Source organism: Flavobacterium xizangense (assembly GCF_054075145.1).
The window spans coordinates 332,149-353,504 of sequence record NZ_JBSIPG010000003.1 but is presented as its reverse complement, the minus strand read 5'-3'; the positions used below and the strand labels follow the sequence as shown (position 1 = coordinate 353,504).

Genomic DNA, 21,356 nt, shown 5'->3' with positions numbered 1-21,356 from the left:
TTTGGTCATTGGATAATATTCATCCAAATTAAAAGTGATTACATTGCTAAAGCTTAATCCTTCTTCTTTGTGCATTCGAACTAATTCTTCATATACTTTAATTGGTGAAGAACCTGTTGCCAGCCCAAGCACGCAAGATTCGTTTGCAGCTTGTTTCAAACGTATTAATTCAGCTATTTCTTGAGCGACAGTTTTTGAAGCTTCCGCAGAATTTTCAAAGATTACATTATGATTTTTTTCAAATCGGGTTTCTTCAAATTTTCCAGGTATGTCGTAAGCCAAAGAAGTAGTTGTTTTCATAATATATCTATTGTAGTTAAAATTTAGTTTTAACAAATATAGATACAAAAAACAAAACAGTTACATTATTTTGCGTTATTTAACAAAATAAAATTAAAATAACGCAAAAAAACGCATTTAACGCTAATTAGATTTCTAATTATAATATAAAAACACCTGATTTTCGGTATTCTTCCAGCCTCGCATCTTCAGGATCCAAATTAGTCACAATTGTATCCAACTGATTCAAATCGCAGACAACATGAGGCATTTTTGTATTTAACTTTTCTGAAGAAAACATCGAAACAACTCTATCAGATGCTTCTATCATTGCTTTTTTAACCATAGAGACTTCATAACCAACTTCGGTAAGTCCTTGTTTTATATTAATGCTACTCGCGCCAATAAAACAGATATCGGCCTTAATTTTAGACACAACTTGCATCACATCTATACCAATCGTTACCATTGCGTTTTTTTGCATTTTTCCCCCAATAAATATTAAATCAATATTAGGATGTTGAGACAACTGCATTGCAATTGGGAGACTATAGGTATATATTGTAGCTTTTAAATCGGAAGGAATAAGTTTTGCAAACACTAAATTTGTACTTCCTCCACTCATTATAATAACTTGATCGTCATGCAATAATGACAATGCTTTTGTTACGATCTGCTTTTTTTCTTCTTCATCAGAAATATGTATATCGAAAACATTAGCCGATTTTTCTTTAACCTGTACTGCACCGCCATATACCTTTTCCAACAGTTTCTTGCTGTCAAGCTCGTTTAAATCTCGTCTAATTGTATCTTCTGACAAATCCAGAGCCAAAGCCAAATCAGTTGTTACAACCTTCTGTTCTTCAACAAGCTTACTCATTATATATTTGTGTCTTTCGGCTTTCAGCATTTTTTAAAAAGTTAAAATTCAGGACAAATATATCAAATAATTCTATTGGAAGTGTAGGATTAACCATAAACTGCAATAGTTTGCATTTTTTGCCGTAAAAAACCAAAACTAAAAAAATAGGGAACTACAAAATGCGTTATTTTGCGTTATTTTAGTTAATTTTTGAAAAAAAACACAAAATAATGCATTTGTATGCAATAAATAAATATATTTGCTCAACAACCATAAAAAAAACCAGATAATTATGAAAAAACTATTTCTTATTTCATTGTTGGTTTTGTTCATTCAAGCAACATTTGGGCAAACAAAAACAATCACTGGAACTGTAAAAAACAAAGCAGATGGATTTCCGATACCCGGAGTCAGCGTAATGATCCAAGGAACCTCTAATGGAACAACTACTGATTTTGATGGAAAATTCAGCATTAGCGTAGCGCCTGGCCGAGCTCTGGCTTTTAGCTACATGGGATTTGAAACTCAGGTCGTAAAAATCGAAGGGCAACAAACAGTAAATATTGAACTATCTTCAAGCACTGCAAAATTAGATGAAGTAGTTGTAGTGGGATTCTCTTCTCAGAAAAAAGCAAACCTTACAGGTGCAGTTGCTAAGGTAGATGTTAAAAAAGCTTTAGGAAGTATTCCGATTACAGATATTACAAAAGGTTTACAAGGAACTACTCCTGGACTTAATATTACTTATAATTCAGGTAATATAAGCAAACAATCAAATGTTAATATTCGTGGTGCTGGAACTATTGTAAATGGGGTAGCTACAGGATCACCACTTATTTTAGTTGATGGCGTTCCAGGCGATCTGTCATTATTAAATGCAGAAGACGTAGAATCGATGTCTGTCCTTAAAGATGCTGCTTCTGCTTCAATTTATGGTGCACGTGCTGCATTTGGAGTTATATTAATTACTACTAAAAGTGGTAAAAATGCTAAAGGAAAAGTACGATTCGCCTATAGCAACAATATAGGAATAAGCAACCCAATTTCTTTGGTTAACTTTAATGACCCTACTGTAGAGCTTCCGGCAATGATCGAGGCACAAGCCAGAGCTGGTAATGCGAATCCAGAATCTTTTGGTATGAACTACAAAACATTATTACCAGGTATCATTAACTGGAAACAAAAATATGCTGCAACAAGAAACCCTAATGACAAAAATATGATTTTGGGTGAGGATTTTGACGTTATCGGCGGAAAAGAATATTTTTACAGAATTTGGAATCCGCATGATGAAATGTTAAAAAAGAATGCAATACAAACGCTTCATAATTTATCAGCTCAAGGTTCTTTGGGTGAAAAAAGTTCGTTTATTGTTTCGTTAGGTCTTGCTAATCAAGAAGGTGTAATGAAAATCAATAACGAAACCAACCAAAGATTCAATCTTAACCTTGGTATGACTACGCAGTTAGCAAGCTGGCTTACTGGAGATTTTAAAGTATTGGGAACTTTCCAAGAATACGATTCTCCTTTTAACTACTATAACAGTGGTCTTGACACAGAGGGTAACGGATATTTTGGTTACTATATGCGTTGGGGTTCTTATTTCCCTTATGGTACTTATAATGGTACTTATTTCAGACATGCGCCAGGTTATATGGCAAACGCATCTCAAAATGAAAGCAAATCGAATGATATGAGGATCAGTGGAAGACTTACTGCTCAAATTACGAAAGATTTTAATATCGTTGGAGAATACAGTATAAACAACAATTTCTCAAGCCTTAAAATGAATGGTGGCCAGGTGCCTCTTTGGGACTGGTGGACTAGTGCTGCTGATTTAGTTTCAGGAAAACCTACAATGATGGAAACTGCAAATGATTTTGTTGCACAAGCTAAATCATCTTATACAAGAAATGTAGCAAATGTCTTTGGAAACTATACTAAAACAGTAGGTGACAACCATAACTTCAAAGTATTGGGCGGTTTGAATACAGAATGGTATGATTTTGAAAGAACCTATGCTCGTAGAAACACACTTTTGGATAAAACCAAACCAGAGTTTAATTTAGCTATCGGTGATCAATTTACTTCACCTCTTGTTTCTACAGCTATTTTAAATCCAGGTTTATCGAGATATGCTATCGCCGGATTTTTTGCACGTGTGAATTACGATTACAAAGGAAAATATTTAGTGGAAATAAACGGACGTTATGACGGTTCGTCAAAATTCCCAACTGATGAACAATGGGGATTCTTCCCTTCTGCTTCTGTTGGATATAGAATTTCTGAAGAAGGTTTTATGGAAGGCACAAAAAGCTGGTTGAATGATTTGAAAATTCGTGGATCTGTTGGTTCAATCGGAAATCAAAATATTGCAGCTAATGCATTTTTACCAACTATGACTAACTCTAACCCTTTTTGGTTAGGAAGTGGCGCAACAGTACCCCCTTCTGTTAATCAGCCATCAAATGTTGATCCTGATTTAACTTGGGAAAAAGTAACTACGCAAGATGTAGGTATTGATATTAGAATATTTAACATGTTAGGTTTGACTTTTGATTATTACCAACGTGATACTAAAGGAATGCTAGCTCCAGGTAAAACACTTCCAGGTTCATTTGGTCAGGCTGCTGCCAATACAAACTCAGGAAATTTAAGAACAACTGGTTGGGAACTAGCGCTTAACTTTAACAAAAGCATAAACCAAAACATAAGTGTTTATGCAGATCTTACCCTTTCAGACAATACTACAGAAGTAACAGAATGGAACAACACTTCTAAGCTTTTGGGATCTTTTTATGCAGGTCAAAAAATTGGAGAAATCTGGGGATTAGAAACAGACCGATTAATTCAATCTACAGATCAAATTGACGCAACAGGATTAATTGTAAATGGTGTTGATTATAAAAATGTAAGAACTGGTACTTTTAGATATGGTGCTGGTGATGTAATGTATAAAGACATAAACGGAGACGGAATAATCTCAAGAGGAGATGGAACAGCTTTAAATCCAGGAGATTTAAAAGTGATTGGTAATACAACGCCTCGTTACCAATATGGAGTTCGTCTTGGTGGCGCTTTATATGGATTTGATATTGATGCTTTCTTTCAAGGAGTTGGTAAACGTCAATACTGGGCAACTTCTGATTTAATATTACCTTTCTACAACAGAACAGATGCTATGTATGAGAACCAAAATGATTACTGGACACCGCAAAATACAGATGCGTATTTCCCTAATCCTTACCCTGGACATGCTGGTAATGCTTTTGGAACTTATGCACCGGGATCAAACAATTTTGTTGCACAATCTCGTTATTTATTAGACATGTCTTACTTACGTCTAAAATCGATGACTATTGGATATACTCTTCCTAAAAGTATTACCCAAAAAGTAGGAATTGACAAAGTTAGACCGTACATTTCAGGTTTAAACCTTGCTACTTGGAAAAGCAGTAAATTGCCAGTAGATCCTGAAATTAATGAAACTGAAGCGGCATGGGGAAGAACTTTTCCTTATTCTAAAACAATATCATTTGGTATACAACTTGCGTTTTAAAAAAGGTATTTAAAATTTAAAAATTAATTAAAATGAGAAAATTAATAATAAACTCTAGGATAAAACTGTCTGTTGCCTTGCTTACTTTTGCAAGCCTAGCGGTTAGCTGTTCTGATTTTTTGGATACACCTCCTGAAGATGTATTTTCAGACGACAATTTTTGGACTTCAGAGAATAACGTAAAAACATATTCTTGGTTAAACTATAATACCTTTAATGGGTACGGAAATAATACTGGTACTACGGCTGACTTTTACTTTCATGCAGGTACAGGATTAATAGATGACAACCTTGCAATGAACGTTTTTACTAACTTTCCAACGGCTCCAAATGCAACTAATGCAAACTGGAACGAGTATTATACTTTGATTCGTCGTTGTAATCTTATGTTGACAAGAGTCCCTAATGTACCTATGGATCAAGTGAAGAAAAATCACTATATAGGTGTTGCAAAGTTTTTTAGAGCGCATACTTATTTCCGTTTAGCACAACAGTTTGGTGATGTGCCGTATACAGATCAGTATTTAGCTCAAGGTGATGCTAATGTTTATAAGCCAGCTTTAAGCAGAGCTGAAGTTATAGACAATGTAATTAAAGATTTAGAAGAAGCTATTCCAATGTTGTTAAACGTTGATGACAGCAATGTTACTGTAAATAAATATACCGCCTATGCATTATTAAGCCGAGTATGTTTGAGTGAAGGTACTTACAGAAAATACAATTTGGGTCAGAATGGAAATGCATATCTTCAAAAAGCAAAAGATGCCTCTTTAGCCGTAATGAACAATAATTCCTATAAATTAAACACAGATTGGAAAGCACTTTACAACTCTGTTGAGCTATTAGGAAATACTGAGGTAATTTTGACAAAAAGATACATCAAAGGTGTTTTAGGAAATTCAGTGCAGTCGTACACAAATACATCTACGGTTCAAAACGGATTAACAAAATTTGCTGCAGAAAGTTATGTTACTACTAACGGGCTCCCTATCAAACAAGCTGGAAATGCTCAATATTTGGGTGATAACACTATCGCTAATACTTTTGCTAACAGAGATCCAAGATTTGCTAAAGCTTTCAGCGCAGCAGATTATGCTTATTCTGATAAGCCTTTTAATGGTTTGACATCTATAACGGGTTACGTATTTCAATTATATAACAATCCTGCTACAACTGGTACTGAGGTTACGACTGGTGGGCAAAACCAAATTGATGCTCCAGTTTTTACATTAAGTGAAGTTTATTTGAATTATGCCGAAGCTTGTGCAGAATTAGGTACAATTACTAATGCTGATCTTAATTTATCAATCAACAAAGTTCGTACACGTGCAGGAATCGCTATTTTAACTACAGATGGTACGAATGCTGCCGCTAATGGAGTACAAATAGATGATCCACAAAGAACAACTGCATTAGAACAAATTTCAGGAATCGTTAATCCAATTACATGGGAGATTCGTCGTGAACGCAGAATTGAGTTTATGAGCTGGACTACTATGAGAAAAGAAGATCTTATGCGTTGGAAAAAAGGAGATTACCTAGATACTAATGCTAATCCTGATGTTGTTTTAGGAGCTAGAATCATCGCTTTGATAGGAACTAATTCTAAAACAAAAGTAAATGCGCAAGGATATGTAATTCCTTACGCAGCAGGTGTAACAAGATTATTTGTATCGCCAAAAAATTACTTAAGTGCAATTCCAACAAATGATATCAGCTTATATGCCGCAGAAGGTGTAACTTTAAAGCAAAACCCAGGTTGGTAATTCTACATTCGTAATAAACTATTTGCCCTTTATAATAAAACTGCCTCTGGAACCTATTTAAACAGAGGCAGTCTTTAAAAATTTTTTCTCATTGCAAAAGTCAATGGGCAAAAAACTGATAAAATAAAAGCCTAAATCTGAAGTTTCAGATTCTCATTCTCATCATCAATCAAAAACATCACAGGAATCGAATAATATCTTAATTTTATTAGTTCTTTTTTGCCTTAACTATTAACTGTAATTACAATGATAAAATTCATAGCAAAAAGTATTCTTATTGTAACTTCTTTAATCTGTACTTCTTCATATTCTCATTCGCTTTTGACGGTAGCAAAAAGCAATACCGCTACAATTAATCCTCCTGCATTTAAAACTGGAGCCGATAATTATGAGAAATACTTGCCGCTTCTAAAAGATAAAAAAGTAGGAATCGTAACCAATCAAACCGGAATTTTGTCTGACAAAACTCATGTTGTAGATTTTTTACTAGAAAAGAAAGTTGCTATACAAACCATTTTTGCTCCCGAACATGGATTTAGAGGAACAGCAGATGCAGGCGAACATGTTGTTGACGGAAAAGATCCTAAAACCGGTTTGTCAATAATCTCGCTTTATGGAGACAATAAAAAACCAAAACCTGAGCAATTAAACGGAATCGACATTATGATTTTCGATTTGCAAGATGTCGGCGCTCGTTTTTATACTTATATTTCTTCTTTACATTATGTAATGGAAGCTTGTGCAGAAAACAATGTCCCGCTTATAATTTTAGACAGACCAAATCCTAATGGAAGTATAGTCGATGGTCCGCTTTTAGAAAAAGAATTTACAAGTTTTGTAGGTATGCACCCTATTCCGCTTCTTCACGGAATGACAATTGGGGAATATGCACAAATGATAAATGGTGAAAAATGGCTAAAAAATGCCGCAAAATGCAAATTGACCGTTATTCCATGTGTTAATTACAATCGAAAAATGCAATACAGTTTATTGGTAAAACCATCCCCTAATTTACCAAACGATCAATCTATAAATCTATACGCCAGTTTATGTCTTTTTGAAGGAACGAATGTAAGTGTGGGACGAGGAACCGAAAAACAATTTCAAATTTATGGTTCTCCATACTTGACAAAAACAAATTTCAGTTTTACTCCAAAGCCAAATTTTGGGGCCAAAGATCCTCTTTATAACGGAAAAGAATGCTTTGGCGAAGATTTAACTTCATATCCTAAACTGACCAAATTAGAATTAAAATGGCTCATAAAAGCCTACCAAAATACCAACGACAAAACGAAATTTTTTAATGCTTTTTTTACCAAACTTGCCGGAACAAAAAAACTACAACAGCAAATAGAATCTGGAGTTTCAGAAAAAGACATTCGCGAAAGCTGGAAAAAAGATCTGAAAGCTTTTCACATCATGAGAAAAGCCTATTTGCTCTATTAAACAAAACTGTTTCTTAACCCCAAATTGACTATTTTTTATCAAAATAGAGACCCCTTATACAAAATATCGAAAGCATAAATATCATAAAATCTGCTGTTTCAAAAACCAAAAAAGAAAAGAAAAATGAAAAATAAAAATCCTGAAACTGAGCAAGAATCTTTATACAAAGATTTGGATCAAATGAGCGTGAAAGAACTTCTTATCAACATCAATACAGAAGATAAAAAGGTACCACATATTATAGAAGAACAGATTCCTAAAATTGAAAAACTGGTTAAAGCAATTGTAAAAAAAATGCAATTGGGTGGCCGATTATTTTATATTGGAGCAGGAACTTCTGGCCGAATCGGAATTTTAGACGCATCAGAATGCCCGCCTACTTTTGGTGTTCCGCATGACATGATTATCGGAATTATTGCTGGTGGTGATACAGCTATCAGAAAAGCGGTTGAAAATGCTGAGGATGATACGGAACAAGCATGGAAAGATTTAGCCAAATTTGAAATCTCAAGCTTAGATTTTATTATCGGGATTGCGGCTTCTGGAAATACTCCTTATGTTCTAGGAGCTTTGAAAAAAGCAAAAGAGCACAATATCAAAACAGGAAGTATTTCGTGCATCAGCAATGGACTTATTGCACAGGAAGCAGATTATCCTATTGAATTGATTGTCGGACCAGAATTTTTAACTGGAAGTACCAGAATGAAATCGGGAACAGCACAAAAACTAACCTTAAATATGATCTCGACTTCAGTTATGATCAAATTAGGAAAAGTCAAAGGCAACAAAATGGTTGATATGCAACTTTCTAATGAAAAACTGGTAAAACGTGGTATTAAAATGATTATGGAAGAACTTGATATTGAGTACGATTTAGCCGAAGAATTACTGCAGAAACACAAAAGTGTGAGAGCAGTTTTACAAGCTCACAACAAAAATCAGTAAAAAGCCACACTATTAAAATCTTTTTATAGATTTATACAAATCAAAAACTACATTTTTTCAATTTTTGAGTTTAACGGCGGCCTAGCAGAATTCAAAACCTGTTAGGTCTTATTAAAAAAAGGCCGTTTTAAATAATTTATAAAAGAAACACCAAAAAATAAAATGACACCAAGTACCATTCTTCTCCTTATTATCGTTTATTTCGGAACATTATTTTATATCTCACACAGAGTCAGCAAGAAAGATAGCGGAAACGATGCTTTTTTTACCGCCAATAAAAATTCAAAATGGTATTTAGTAGCCTTCGGAATGATTGGAACTGCGCTTTCCGGAGTGACTTTTATATCGGTTCCGGGTGAAGTTGGTGCCGTAAGTGGTGAACAATTCAAATATTTTCAGTTTGTTTTAGGTAATGCACTGGGTTTCATTGTTATTACAAAATTATTATTGCCTTTGTATTACAGAATGAATCTGACTTCGATTTACGGTTATATTGAGCACCGAATGGGCGTTTTTAGTTATAAAACAGCTGCTTCTATTTTCTTAATTAGCAGAACCATTAGCTCGGCGTTCCGACTTTATTTGGTGGTGATTGTTTTGCAGCGTTTTGTTTTTGATTTCTATCATATTCCGTTTGCTTTCACGGTTTTGATTTCACTATTGCTTATTTTCTCTTATACTTATAGAGGCGGCTTAAAAACCATTATTATTACAGATACTTTGCAGACTTTCTTCTTAGTAACTTCAGTTTTCCTTACTATTTATTTTATCTGCGACCGAATGGATTTGAGTGCCATCAGTGCTTTTGAAGAAGTGAAAAACAGTAATTATTCGAAAATCTTTTTCTTTGATGATTTTATGGGAAGTAAATTCCACTTTATAAAACAAATTTTAGGCGGAATGTTTGTTACAATTGCAATGACAGGTCTGGATCAGGATTTAATGCAAAAAAACCTGAGCTGTAAAAACATTGGCGAAGCACAAAAAAACATGTTCACTTTTACAGGAATATTTGTTGTCATCAATATTTTCTTTTTGAGTGTTGGCGCATTGTTATACATTTATGCTAATAAAAACGGAATCGCAATTCCAACTGATTTAGTGACAGGAAAACCAAGAACCGATTTATTATTTCCTGAAATTGCTTTAAATCATTTAGCACTAATTCCTGCCATCGTATTTTTATTAGGAATTATTGCTGCGACATTTGCCACTACAGATTCGGCCTTGACAGCCTTGACGACTTCTTTTTGTGTGGACTTTTTAGGAATGAACAAAGCAGAAAACAATCATAAGAAAAACACAGTACGAGTGAGGCATTTGGTTCATATCAGTTTTTCAGTTTTAATCTTTTTTATCATTTTGATTTTTAATTCGATAAATGACAGTTCTGTTGTCGGAATGATCTTTAAAGTGGCTTCTTATACTTATGGTCCATTATTAGGATTATATGCTTTTGGTTTATTCCAAAAAACAAGAAATGTCAACGATAAACTGGTTCCATTTATTTGTTTGCTTTCTCCATTTTTTACGTATTTAATCAATGAAAATTCGAAAGCATTATTTGGAGGATATGTTTTTGATAATGAATTAATCGTTTTAAACGGACTAATTACCTATTTAGGATTATATTTTACAAGTTCACGAAGTACTACCAGAATAAGTTTCTAAACAGCATAAGAATTACCCGAATAATCAATTGAAAGCTAAATTTTAGATTCAATTGTTTCAAAAAAAATTACATGAAAAATTCAATCTTAAAAATAAGTCTATACGCCGCTTTTATCTTTTTAATCACCAATTGTGCTTCCAAAAAAAATACAAATACAATTGATACCAAAAAAGGCATTTCTTTAAAAGATACCGTTGTGTATGATCAAAAAAAAGAAAGCGAAAAAAAGACTTTTTTCAAAGATTCCGACAAAGAAACGGCTTGGGTTGACAGCATTTATAATAAAATGTCGGTTCAGGAAAAAATCGGGCAATTGTTTATGGTTTCGGCTTATTCTAACAAAGATTCAGTTCACGTTAATCAAATAAATAAATTAGTTACCGATTATAAAGTTGGAGGTGTTATCTTTTTTCAAGGCGGGCCAGTTCGTCAGGCAAAATTGACCAATTTATATCAGTCAAAAGCAAAAGTTCCTTTGTTTGTTGGAATTGATGCCGAATGGGGATTAGCCATGCGTTTAGACTCTACATATCGTTATCCTTGGAACATGACTTTAGGCGCGATTAAGGATTTGAGTTTAATTGAAAAAGTGGGAAGAAATATGGCTGCCGAAAATAAGCGAATTGGCGTTCATTTTAATTTTGCCCCGGTTTTAGATATTAATACAAATCCTAAAAATCCAATTATCGGAAATCGTTCTTTTGGAGAAGATAAAGTAAACGTAAGTGAAAAAGCAATTGCTTTAATGAAAGGAATTCAGGGCAACGGCGTTTTCTGTACCGGAAAACATTTTCCAGGTCACGGCGACACTTCAACCGATTCGCATCACGCCTTACCTACTGTTAATTTTTCTAAAGAACGTCTTGATTTAGTTGAGTTATATCCATACAAAAGAATGTTTAACGAAGGTTTGGTTTCTGTCATGGTCGCACATCTTAATATTCCAAGTTTAGAATCACAGCCAAATTGTCCTTCTTCAGCTTCCTATAATGTAGTTACAAATCTGCTTCAAAAAGAATTAGGTTTCGATGGATTAATTTTTACTGATGGTTTAGGGATGAAAGGCGCTGCCAATTTTAAAGGTCCGGGAGATTTGGAAGTAGCCGTGATTTTAGCTGGAAATGATATTTTGCTTTGTCCTGATAATGTCCCAGTTGCTTTTCAAAAACTGGAAACCGCTTACAATGAAAAAGTAATTACAGAAGAACGATTGGCGCATTCTGTAAAAAAGATTTTGCATTACAAATACAAAGCAGGATTAAACAAATACAAGCCAATCGATATGGCGAATATTTATAACGATCTAAATCCTTCTAGTAATGATGCTTTACATTATAAATTGTATGAAAATGCAATTACAGTTTTAAAGAATGATAAAGAAATACTTCCTATTAAAGATTTAAGCGAAAAAATTGCTTACATAAAACTTGGTGAGGACACGAATAGTACTTTTGTTTCCACCTTAAAAAAATACACCGAAATCACAGAAGTTAAAGACACCAATCTTGACAGTCTGAACAAGGAATTGAAAAAATTTGACAAGGTTATTATTAGCTATCACAAAGTGAATAAACCTTGGGAAAAACAAGAATTTACTTTAACCGAATTGCTTTGGCTGAAAGAAGTCGCAAAACACAACAAAGTAATTCTGGATATTTTCGCAAAACCATATTCCCTTTTATCAATTGATAATTTTGAGGATATTGAGGGATTGGTGGTTTCCTATCAAAACTCAGATATCAGTCAGGTAGTTTCTGCAGAATTGCTTTTTGGAGCGATTGATGCGAAAGGTAAACTTCCTGTTTCGATTAATGATGCTTTCCATGTCAACGATGGTTTAACTACCGAAAAACTAAATCGGCTTGCTTTTACAGCTCCGGAAAATGTCGATATGAATCCTGCGATTTTATCTAAAATAGATGCTGTGGCACAAAAAGCAATTGATGGTAAAATGGCGCCAGGAATGCAGGTTTTGGTGGCAAGAAAAGGAAATGTAATTTTTCAGAAATCATACGGAGCGCAGACTTACGATAACGGAAAAAAAGTAACCAATTCTGATTTGTATGATGTCGCTTCGATTTCAAAAATGATTTCGACACTGCCAAATGTGATGCAATTGTATGATAAAAGCAAAGTAACGCTAGACACCAAACTGAAAGATATGTTGCCGTTTTTTGCCAAAACAAACAAAGAAAATATCATTTTCAAAGATTTGCTAAATCATTACGCAGGACTTCAGGCATGGATTCCGTTTTACAAAGCGACTTTAGACAATAACAATCAACCTTCTGATAAATACTATCGTAAAATAGCCGAAACTGGTTTTACAACAAAAGTTGCCGACAATCTTTATATTCGAAATGATTATCACGATACGATCATGAAAATCATTGCTCAAAGTCCTGTTTCACAAAAAAAAGAATACAAATACAGCGACTTTACTTTTATCATTTTAAAAGAATATCTAGAAAGAAAAACACATAAAAAACTGGAAGATTTAAGCAAAGAAAATTTCTACAGCACATTAGGAATGACGAACACGTTTTACAATCCGCTGGATAAATTTGATAAAAGCAATATTGCTCCAACTGAAATTGATAATTATTTCAGGCATCAGGCAATTCAAGGTTATGTACACGATATGGCGGCCGCGATGGAAGGTGGAATAGCGGGTCACGCCGGAATTTTTTCAAACAGTATGGATGTTGCCAAAATGATGCAGCTGTTTCTACAAAAAGGAAATTACGGTGGTATTCAATATTTTTCTCCACAAACTTTTGATGCTTTCAATACTTGTTATTACAAAAATCAAGGCGTTCTTCGAGGTTTAGGATTTGACAAAAGAGTACACAAAGGGGGACCAACTTGCAACTGCGTTTCTGAATCAAGTTTTGGACACACAGGTTTTACAGGAAACATGGCTTGGGCTGATCCTGAAACCGAAATTGTCTATATATTTCTTTCTAACAGAACATATCCAGAAATAGTTAATGATGAAAATAAATTAGCCAAAGGAAATATCAGAGAAGACATTCAAAAAATAATCCAAGAAGCAATCATAAAGTAAAGCAAGAATCTTGCATCTTGCCTCTTTCCTCTAAAAAAATATCTAACCACAAAAAAAACAAAACCCAATGACTAAAGAACGTTTAACTTCACTTGATGTATTTAGAGGATTTACCATCTTCTTGATGACAATTGTCAATAATCCAGGAAGCTGGTCTTCTATTTATCCCCCTTTAGAACACGCAGAATGGCACGGCTGCACGCCTACCGATTTAGTTTTTCCGTTTTTTGTTTTCATAATGGGAACTGCAATTCCTTTTGCAATGCCTGTAAAACATTTTGATGGAAGTGTCTTTAATAAGATCTTAGTTCGTTCACTTCGAATTTTTTGTTTGGGATTATTTTTAAGCGTCTTCAGCAGAATTCATTTATTTGGTTTAGAAGGAATTCCGTTATTGGGAGTACGATTGGTAATCGCTTTTGCAGTTGCTTATGCCCTTTTAGGAAATTTTTCAATGAAAGTCAAAACCTATCTTGCCGTAGGAATCTTTTTAATCTTGATTGCACTATCATTCAGCGGTCTTGAACATTTTGAAGATACAAGAATTCCAGGCGTTTTACAGCGAATTGCAATTGTATATTTCTTTACTTCTATTTTGTATTTAAAGACCAATTTAAAAACACAGCTTTTAGTTTTAGCGACGCTTTTAATTGGATACTGGTTATTGATGGCCTTTGTACCCGTTCCCGGATTTGGTCCTGCCAATTTTGAAAAAGGAACTAATCTAGCGGCCTGGATTGACGATACACTTTTAAACGGACATTTATGGGCATCTTCTAAAACTTGGGATCCAGAAGGAATCTTAAGCACATTACCAGCAATTGGAACCGGAATTTTAGGAATGTACATTGGTCAATTATTAAACTTATCAATCGATAAAATTGAAATTGTCAAAAAAACAGCCATCACAGGAATTGTTTTATTAATTGGAGGTTTACTTTGGAACATCATTTTCCCGATTAACAAATCACTTTGGACAAGTTCTTACGTTTTATATACTGCCGGAATTGCTACTATTTTGTTGACGCTTTTATATTTTATAATTGATGTAAAAGGTTATAATAAATGGACCAAACTATTTTTAATTTGGGGTGTAAATCCTATGATCGTATTTTTCTTTTCTGGAATAATTCCGAGAGTTTTAAGCGCTATAAAAGTTGCTGATCCAGAAATAGCCGGAGAAGAAATCAGCTTTCAAACTTCAATATACAAACACGGAATTGCTACTTGGTTTGAAAATCCATTAAACGCTTCATTAGCTTACGCTTTATTATACGCGACTTTCTGGTGTGTTATTTTGTGGGTTTTCTATAAAAAGAAATTGATTTTTAAAGTATAATTTCTTTTTTAATTAGAATAAAATCTTATTCGCATCATTGCTATTTTTAAATCAATGATGCGAATATTTTTTTATAGTTTTTAGAATCTAAGATTCAAGATTAAGAACTTCAATTTCACTCAAATCTGCAGAAAATTGCACGAAACTCGCAGGAAATCCAGCCTTTATTTTTCCGATTTTATCTTCCATTCCAATTGCTGAAGCCACTCTTGTATTTGCCATTTTTATTGCTTCATCTGCTGAAACATTCAAATGATTATAAGCATTTTGCACTGCTTCTTTCATAGAAATTGTAGCACCTGCCAAATTCCCATCTTCATTTCTGTAAAAACCATTTTCTAAATGCGCATCAAAATTATCCCATTTAAAATTGGCTACTTTTCGCCCTAAAAATGTCGCGTCGCTTATTAAAAAGAATTTTTCCTGCTTTAATTTATATGCCACTTTTGCTGCTGCATAATCACAATGTGCTCCATCCAAAATAATAGGCGCAAACACTTTTTCATTTTCAAAAACTGCCCCAACCAAACCCGGTTCACGATGCCCAAATTGTGTCATTGCGTTAAATAAATGTGTTACCAGATTTATTCCTTTCGAAAAATAAAATTGCGCTTCTTTGTGGGTTATTGTAGAATGTCCAACTGAAATGATAATGCCACTATCTAACAACATTTTCAGTTGTTCTTGTGTAAAACATTCAGGCGCAATTGTAATTACTTTTATAATATCTTTTCCATGTTTGATAATTTCTTCAAGTTCTTCATTCGTTGGTTTTCGAACCTGATCAATACTGTGCGCGCCACGTTTTAACGGATTTAAAAATGGGCCTTCCAAATGCATTCCCAAAACTCCGTTATTGTATTTTGCTTTATAATCACGTACCGCATCAATTCCTTTTAGGATTGTTTCTTTTGAAGACGAAATTAAACAAGGCAAAACATGCGTAGTTCCAAATTTCAAACTTGAATCATAAATATCCTGAATGGTTTCTTCATTGGGCGTTTGGCTAAAATAATATTGCTCTCCGCCGTTAATCTGAATGTCAATAAAACCTGCTGCAATATGATTTCCTTTAAGATCAATTTGTTTTATATCGTTTGGAATTTCCTTTTGTACTGAAATGATTTTTCCGTTTTCAATAACAATAACACCATTTTCAATTATTTCTTCACCTGTATGTACTACAGCATTTACAATCGCCTGTTTCATGATTTTTGTTCGCTCTTTTTCTTTCAAATTTAAAGAGTAAGATCGGATAAATTATCCACATTCACGTTATATTTTAGTGGATTTTTTAAGAATTTGAAACAATTTATTGCCTGCCAAAAAACGATATAAAATCTCGAATTTACACAAAAAAACGGAATAGCAGTTTCGCTATTCCGTTTTTACAATTTAACCTTGGGTAACAATAAATAAAAATTAATTAAAACTATTTTTAAAATTACAAATGCCACTTTGGAGCCAATTCAGATAATCATCGATATCTGGATTATATGCTGAAGTTTCATTTAGCGCTTCGCCTTCATTATTTACCAATACGTAAAAAGGCTGAGCATTTGTTTTGTATTTAATGGTTTGGAATTCACTCCATTTTTGTCCAATATATTTAATTTTTCTGCCTGTCAATTTTGATGCAACCTGTTCGTTTTGAGGTAATTCTCTTTTATCATCAACATATAGAGAAATCAAAACAAGATCATCTTTCAAAACCTTAAGGACTTTTTTGTCAGACCAGACATTATCTTCCATTTTTCGGCAATTCACACAGGCGTGTCCCGTAAAATCAATCATTACTGGTTTTCGCATTTTTTTGGCGTATGCCATTCCCGAATCATAATCGGTAAAAGCGATAATATTGTGGGGTCCAAATTCTGCTCCGGATGGCAATTTTGATGGTAATTCATCGGAATTTGTTCCTAAGCCGTTCGGAATTTCGCTGTAATTCAACGGTGGCGGAAAACCACTGATTAATTTCAAAGGCGCACCCCAAATACCTGGAATCAAATAAATTGTAAAAGATAAAACGACGATTCCAAGACTTAATCTCCCAACGCTGATATGCGATAACGGACTGTCATGTGGCAATTGTATTTTTCCCAATAAATACAAACTCAGCACTGCAAAAATCGCAATCCAAATCGCTAAAAAAGTTTCCCTTTCTAACCAATGTAATTGCAGCACCAAATCGGCATTGGATAAAAATTTAAAGGCTAAAGCCAATTCTAAAAATCCTAAAAATACTTTTACCGAATTTAGCCATCCACCCGATTTTGGCAATGAATTTAACCAACCAGGAAAAGCCGCAAATAAGGTAAACGGCAAAGCCAAAGCCAGAGAAAAACCCAACATTCCCATGAAAGGTGCAATTCCGCCTCTTGAAGCAGCTTCGACCAATAATGTTCCAACAATTGGGCCGGTGCATGAAAACGAAACAATCGCTAATGCCAAAGCCATAAACAATATTCCGATAATTCCGCCTCTGTCTGCCTGACTGTCTACTTTATTGGCTAATGAATTGGGCAGCATAATTTCAAAAGCGCCCAAAAATGACATTGCAAAAACAATTAAAAGCACAAAGAAAATCAGGTTAAACCAAACATTTGTGGAAAGCGCATTCAGTGAATCGGCACCAAAAGCCCAGGTTACAACGGCTCCTAGAAAAATATAAATCGTAATGATAAAAATACCGTAAAAAATAGCTTTTCTAATTCCCTGCGATTTACTTTTGCTTTGTTTGGTAAAAAAACTTACCGTCATAGGAATCATCGGGAAAACACATGGCGTGAGCAAAGCGGCAAAACCAGAGAAAAACGACAATATAAAAATCGTCCATAAACTATCTAATTCGGCTTTATTCAGCTTTTTGTGAACAACTGATTTTGTTGGTAAAACTGTTTTTTTCTGAACCGGAATTTCGGGTTTAACTTCTGCCAATAATGAATCTGTTTTTATTTCTTCAACAACTTCAACAGGAGCAATTTCTTTTACAATTGCGGCATTGGCATTAATCGTGGCGTTTACATCAAACTCAAGTTCATCATAACTCGGCGGAAGGCAATTTTCATCATTGCAAACCATATATTCCACCTCTGTTTTGATTTTAAAAGACTTTTTTCCAATGTTTTTTATACGTTGTCTAAATGTAGTTTCTTTTTCAAAAAACTTAATTGACATTTTGAAAACAGGATCATTTATGGTTTTTCCTTTCTCTTCTCTTACATTTCCAATCAATTGAAAATCTTGGCTTTTAGTAAAAACAAAATGAGTCGGAATTGGGCCGCCGTCAGAAACTTCCTGGCTGTATAAATGCCAGCCTGTGTCTAAAGTTGCTTTTGCCTGCAATTCATATTCAGTATCTGAAATCTTTTCGACACTGGTTTTCCACTTAATGGGAGTATAAATTTGAGCCTTTACCATTATTGTAAACAACAACAGCAAACTCACTAAAAATATGTTCTTGTTCATGGGTAAAATTTTAGAAAAGAGGGCTGAATAGCAAAAAACAACCCTCTCGTAAAATCCGATATTACAACTAATAATGCTTACTAATTCAAAATATCAATTGATTACGGAAGTACAAATTAAATTCTAGTAGATTATTTTGAGGGTTTGAAGACAATTTGATACGAATCGGCTTTGTTTAAAAACGAATTCGCAAAATTCTGAATATCTTTTGCAGTAATGGATTTTACAATATCTTCATAATTTTTAGGATCATTCATATTGAAGTTTTCCCTAAAGTAATTGTAAAGCAGATCGCTGGTATATTTATTGAAATTTTTACTGTCCTCTCTTGACTTCAAATAATTCGTTCTCGTTTTCTCTAAATCTTCAGAAGCGATTTCTCCTTTTTTAATTTTATCAATTTCCTGATAAACAATAGGCACTAAATGATCTGCTCTATTTGCATCACAATCAAATGAAATTTCAAGTTTAGTCGTTGGTACAGGATACTTTGTAGAAACGCACTGCACATAAGCGCCATAAGTACCACCTTCTTTTTCACGAAGACTTTCTGTATACCTTAAAGTCAAAATATCTCCAAAAAATGATGCCAACATTTTATTCTTTTCAGAGTAAGAATAGGCTTTTGTATAGTTGATTTTTACAGCACTTTTTGGCGTTTCCATTTTAATAAAAACTTCTTTATTTATTTTTTCCGAAATCCATTTTGCTCTATTATCCTTATATCCTTCTTTACGCTTAACTCCTTGAATGCTGGCAATATATTTTTCTAATAAAGGTTTTAAAACTTCAGGCGTTACATCACCTACTATATTGAATTCAAAATTTGACACATCAGAAAAGCGATCTTCATAAATTACTTTCATTTTATCAAAAGACAAATCATCAATGTACTTTTGGTCTATTGAATATACTCGCGGATTATTTTTTCCGTACACAGCAACTGACACACTATCTGACATTTTAGAATTAATATCTTTTTCTTTATTTTTTAGAAAATTTTGAAATCTTTGTTTCATCAATAAAAATTTCTCCTGATCAAATCTTGGTCCCTCAAAACGCAAATAAACCAACTGCATCATTGTTTCAATGTCTTTCACATTAGCTGACGCTGATACAAATTCAGACGAAGGACTAATTCCAACACCAGAACTAACTATTTTTCCTTTCAATATTTTCTCTAAATCAGTATCTGAAAATGAACCTAATCCCGACATCATAGCAAAATCTGCGCAACGTTGAGCTGATGGCATATCATCACCGTCATACAAAGAAGTTCCTCCATAACTATCTGCTTGCAGACTAACCGTCTTTTTATTTTTATCAGCAAATTTATAATGCACTTTTACGCCATTGCTTAAAATATAAGTAGTCGCACCAATTTCTTTAGTTTCTTTTTCTGATACTATTTTACCTGGCTTTAAATCTGTTCCATCCATAAGTGATTTAGCCACAAAAGTATCAACATATGGCTGTAACGATGAGTCGTTTTCCGCTTTCTGAATAATATCAAAAGCTTTTTCCTGAGTTAGATTTTCTTCGCCTTCTACTCCAGTTACCGTAATAACACGATTTTGTTTTGTGTATAATTTGGCAATTTGTTCTTGAAGAATTTTACTATCTAGACTTTTCAAAATGCTTTTCGTCATTTCAAATTCTACTTTCGGATCTGCAATTACTTCGTGATTCAAATAATTGTCTTTTACCATTCCGATTACTTGTTTATGCGAAATCTCATTTAGTTTTTCTAAATAATTTTCGTAACCCGAAATAGTTTCAGTAACGGATCTTTCAATTTCTCCTTTTGAAAAACCAAATTTGTACGCTCTAACCCATTCGTTCATAACAGTTGTAAAAGCTTCCGCTTGTTTCCCCGGTTTCGGACTTAGGCTTAAAGCAAAAACATCATTCAAACGAGAATATTTTTGATATCCAATTTGTGCTCCTTTAAAAGGACATTCCTGTTTCTGAGCCATTTCAGATAAACGATTGCTAATGATCCCAAAAGCAATGCTTCTCTGTGTTGATTTTTCTAAATCGGAAAAAGTCCCCGTTGGTTTTTCGGCGGAATGGCGAACCATGAAAGTGATATTTGAAGCCGAAATTTCTTTATCCAAAGCCAATTTAAAAGTTGGTTCTTCTTTCTCAGGAATTGCAATTTCAAAACGTTGTTTAGGATTTTGAGGCGTCGGAATATCCGCAAAAAGTTTTTTGATTTTTGCTTCAACTTCATCTGAATTAATATCTCCAACAATAGCAATCGCTTGTAAATCGGGACGATACCAATCTTTATAAAAATCTTTTAAAACCTGATATTTAAAGTTTTTGATGATTTCCATATCGCCAATCGGCATGCGATCTGCATAAAGCGAATTGTTGTAATAATAAGGCGCCAACTGATTGTAAATTCTTGCTCGGGCATTTTGTCTTGTACGCCATTCTTCTGTAATTACGCCACGTTCGGCATCGATTTCTTCATTTGTAAGCGACAAAAAATTTGACCAATCGTGCAAAACCAGCAAACATGTATCAACAACGCTTCCATCTTTTGACGGAATATTATCTAAATTGTAAACTGTTTCGTCTGTACTTGTGTATGCATTGATATTTTTCCCGAAAACGGCTCCTTGTTTCTGAAGCGTATTCAAGATTCCTTTTCCTTCAAAATGTTTGGTTCCGTTGAAAGCCATATGTTCCAGAAAATGCGCCAAACCTTTCTGCTGGTCGTTTTCTAATATCGAACCTACATTTTGAATAATGTAATAACTCGCCGTATTTTTATTTACATCTGTTGGATAAATATAATACGTCATTCCGTTTGGAAGAACACCTTTTTTGATTTTTTGATTGACCGCAATTGGGTCTGTTGATTTAAAATTCTGCGCTTTCGCGGATGAAAAACACCCAACGATGAATAATAAAATTGATATTTTTTTGCTGTACTTCATAAAGC

Annotated in this window: 11 protein-coding genes and 1 pseudogene; 7 read left to right on the top strand and 5 right to left on the bottom strand. The window is 33.9% G+C overall.

Annotation, left to right across the window (positions count from 1 at the left end; translation table 11 throughout):
- Together ACWA1B_RS11665 and ACWA1B_RS11660 are read right to left on the bottom strand one after the other, a co-directional pair.
- Positions 1-300 (bottom strand): annotated as a pseudogene (locus ACWA1B_RS11665) (glucosamine-6-phosphate deaminase); the annotation flags it as partial.
- A gap of 139 nt (positions 301-439) precedes the next feature.
- A complete protein-coding gene (locus tag ACWA1B_RS11660) occupies positions 440-1,189 on the bottom strand; it encodes a DeoR/GlpR family DNA-binding transcription regulator (protein ID WP_456907031.1) in 750 nt (249 codons plus the stop codon).
- Between the two features lie 244 nt (positions 1,190-1,433).
- Between ACWA1B_RS11660 and ACWA1B_RS11655 the strand changes: the two genes are divergently transcribed.
- From ACWA1B_RS11655 to ACWA1B_RS11625, 7 genes are all read left to right on the top strand, one after another.
- A complete protein-coding gene (locus tag ACWA1B_RS11655; protein ID WP_456907029.1) occupies positions 1,434-4,700 on the top strand; it encodes a SusC/RagA family TonB-linked outer membrane protein in 3,267 nt (1,088 codons plus the stop codon).
- A 32-nt stretch (positions 4,701-4,732) separates the two neighbouring features.
- Positions 4,733-6,466 carry a RagB/SusD family nutrient uptake outer membrane protein gene (locus tag ACWA1B_RS11650; protein WP_456907027.1) on the top strand — a complete coding sequence of 578 codons (1,734 nt, stop codon included), beginning with the start codon at positions 4,733-4,735 and terminating at the stop codon, positions 6,464-6,466.
- A gap of 246 nt (positions 6,467-6,712) precedes the next feature.
- Positions 6,713-7,912, top strand: a complete 1,200-nt coding sequence (locus ACWA1B_RS11645; RefSeq protein WP_456907025.1) for an exo-beta-N-acetylmuramidase NamZ family protein — start codon at positions 6,713-6,715, stop codon at positions 7,910-7,912.
- 123 nt (positions 7,913-8,035) lie between these two features.
- Complete coding sequence (murQ, locus tag ACWA1B_RS11640) at positions 8,036-8,857, top strand: N-acetylmuramic acid 6-phosphate etherase (protein WP_456907023.1); 822 nt, start codon at positions 8,036-8,038, stop codon at positions 8,855-8,857.
- Positions 8,858-9,019: 162 nt separating this feature from the next.
- On the top strand, positions 9,020-10,528 hold the full coding sequence (locus tag ACWA1B_RS11635) for a sodium:solute symporter (protein ID WP_456907021.1): 1,509 nt from the start codon (positions 9,020-9,022) through the stop codon (positions 10,526-10,528).
- A gap of 71 nt (positions 10,529-10,599) precedes the next feature.
- The gene (locus ACWA1B_RS11630) at positions 10,600-13,596 is read left to right on the top strand and encodes a glycoside hydrolase family 3 N-terminal domain-containing protein (RefSeq protein ID WP_456907019.1); all 2,997 of its coding nucleotides are present in this window, start codon (positions 10,600-10,602) and stop codon (positions 13,594-13,596) included.
- 67 nt (positions 13,597-13,663) lie between these two features.
- On the top strand, positions 13,664-14,935 hold the full coding sequence (locus ACWA1B_RS11625; protein WP_456907017.1) for an acyltransferase family protein: 1,272 nt from the start codon (positions 13,664-13,666) through the stop codon (positions 14,933-14,935).
- 87 nt (positions 14,936-15,022) lie between these two features.
- Here the strand turns inward: ACWA1B_RS11625 and nagA are convergent, their stop codons facing one another.
- The 3 genes from nagA to ACWA1B_RS11610 form a co-directional block, all read right to left on the bottom strand.
- The gene (gene nagA / locus ACWA1B_RS11620) at positions 15,023-16,144 is read right to left on the bottom strand and encodes an N-acetylglucosamine-6-phosphate deacetylase (protein ID WP_456907015.1); all 1,122 of its coding nucleotides are present in this window, start codon (positions 16,142-16,144) and stop codon (positions 15,023-15,025) included.
- A gap of 213 nt (positions 16,145-16,357) precedes the next feature.
- Positions 16,358-18,403, bottom strand: a complete 2,046-nt coding sequence (locus ACWA1B_RS11615) for a protein-disulfide reductase DsbD family protein (RefSeq protein WP_456907013.1) — start codon at positions 18,401-18,403, stop codon at positions 16,358-16,360.
- 131 nt (positions 18,404-18,534) lie between these two features.
- Complete coding sequence (locus ACWA1B_RS11610; RefSeq protein WP_456907011.1) at positions 18,535-21,351, bottom strand: M16 family metallopeptidase; 2,817 nt, start codon at positions 21,349-21,351, stop codon at positions 18,535-18,537.
- Positions 21,352-21,356 lie beyond the last annotated feature (5 nt).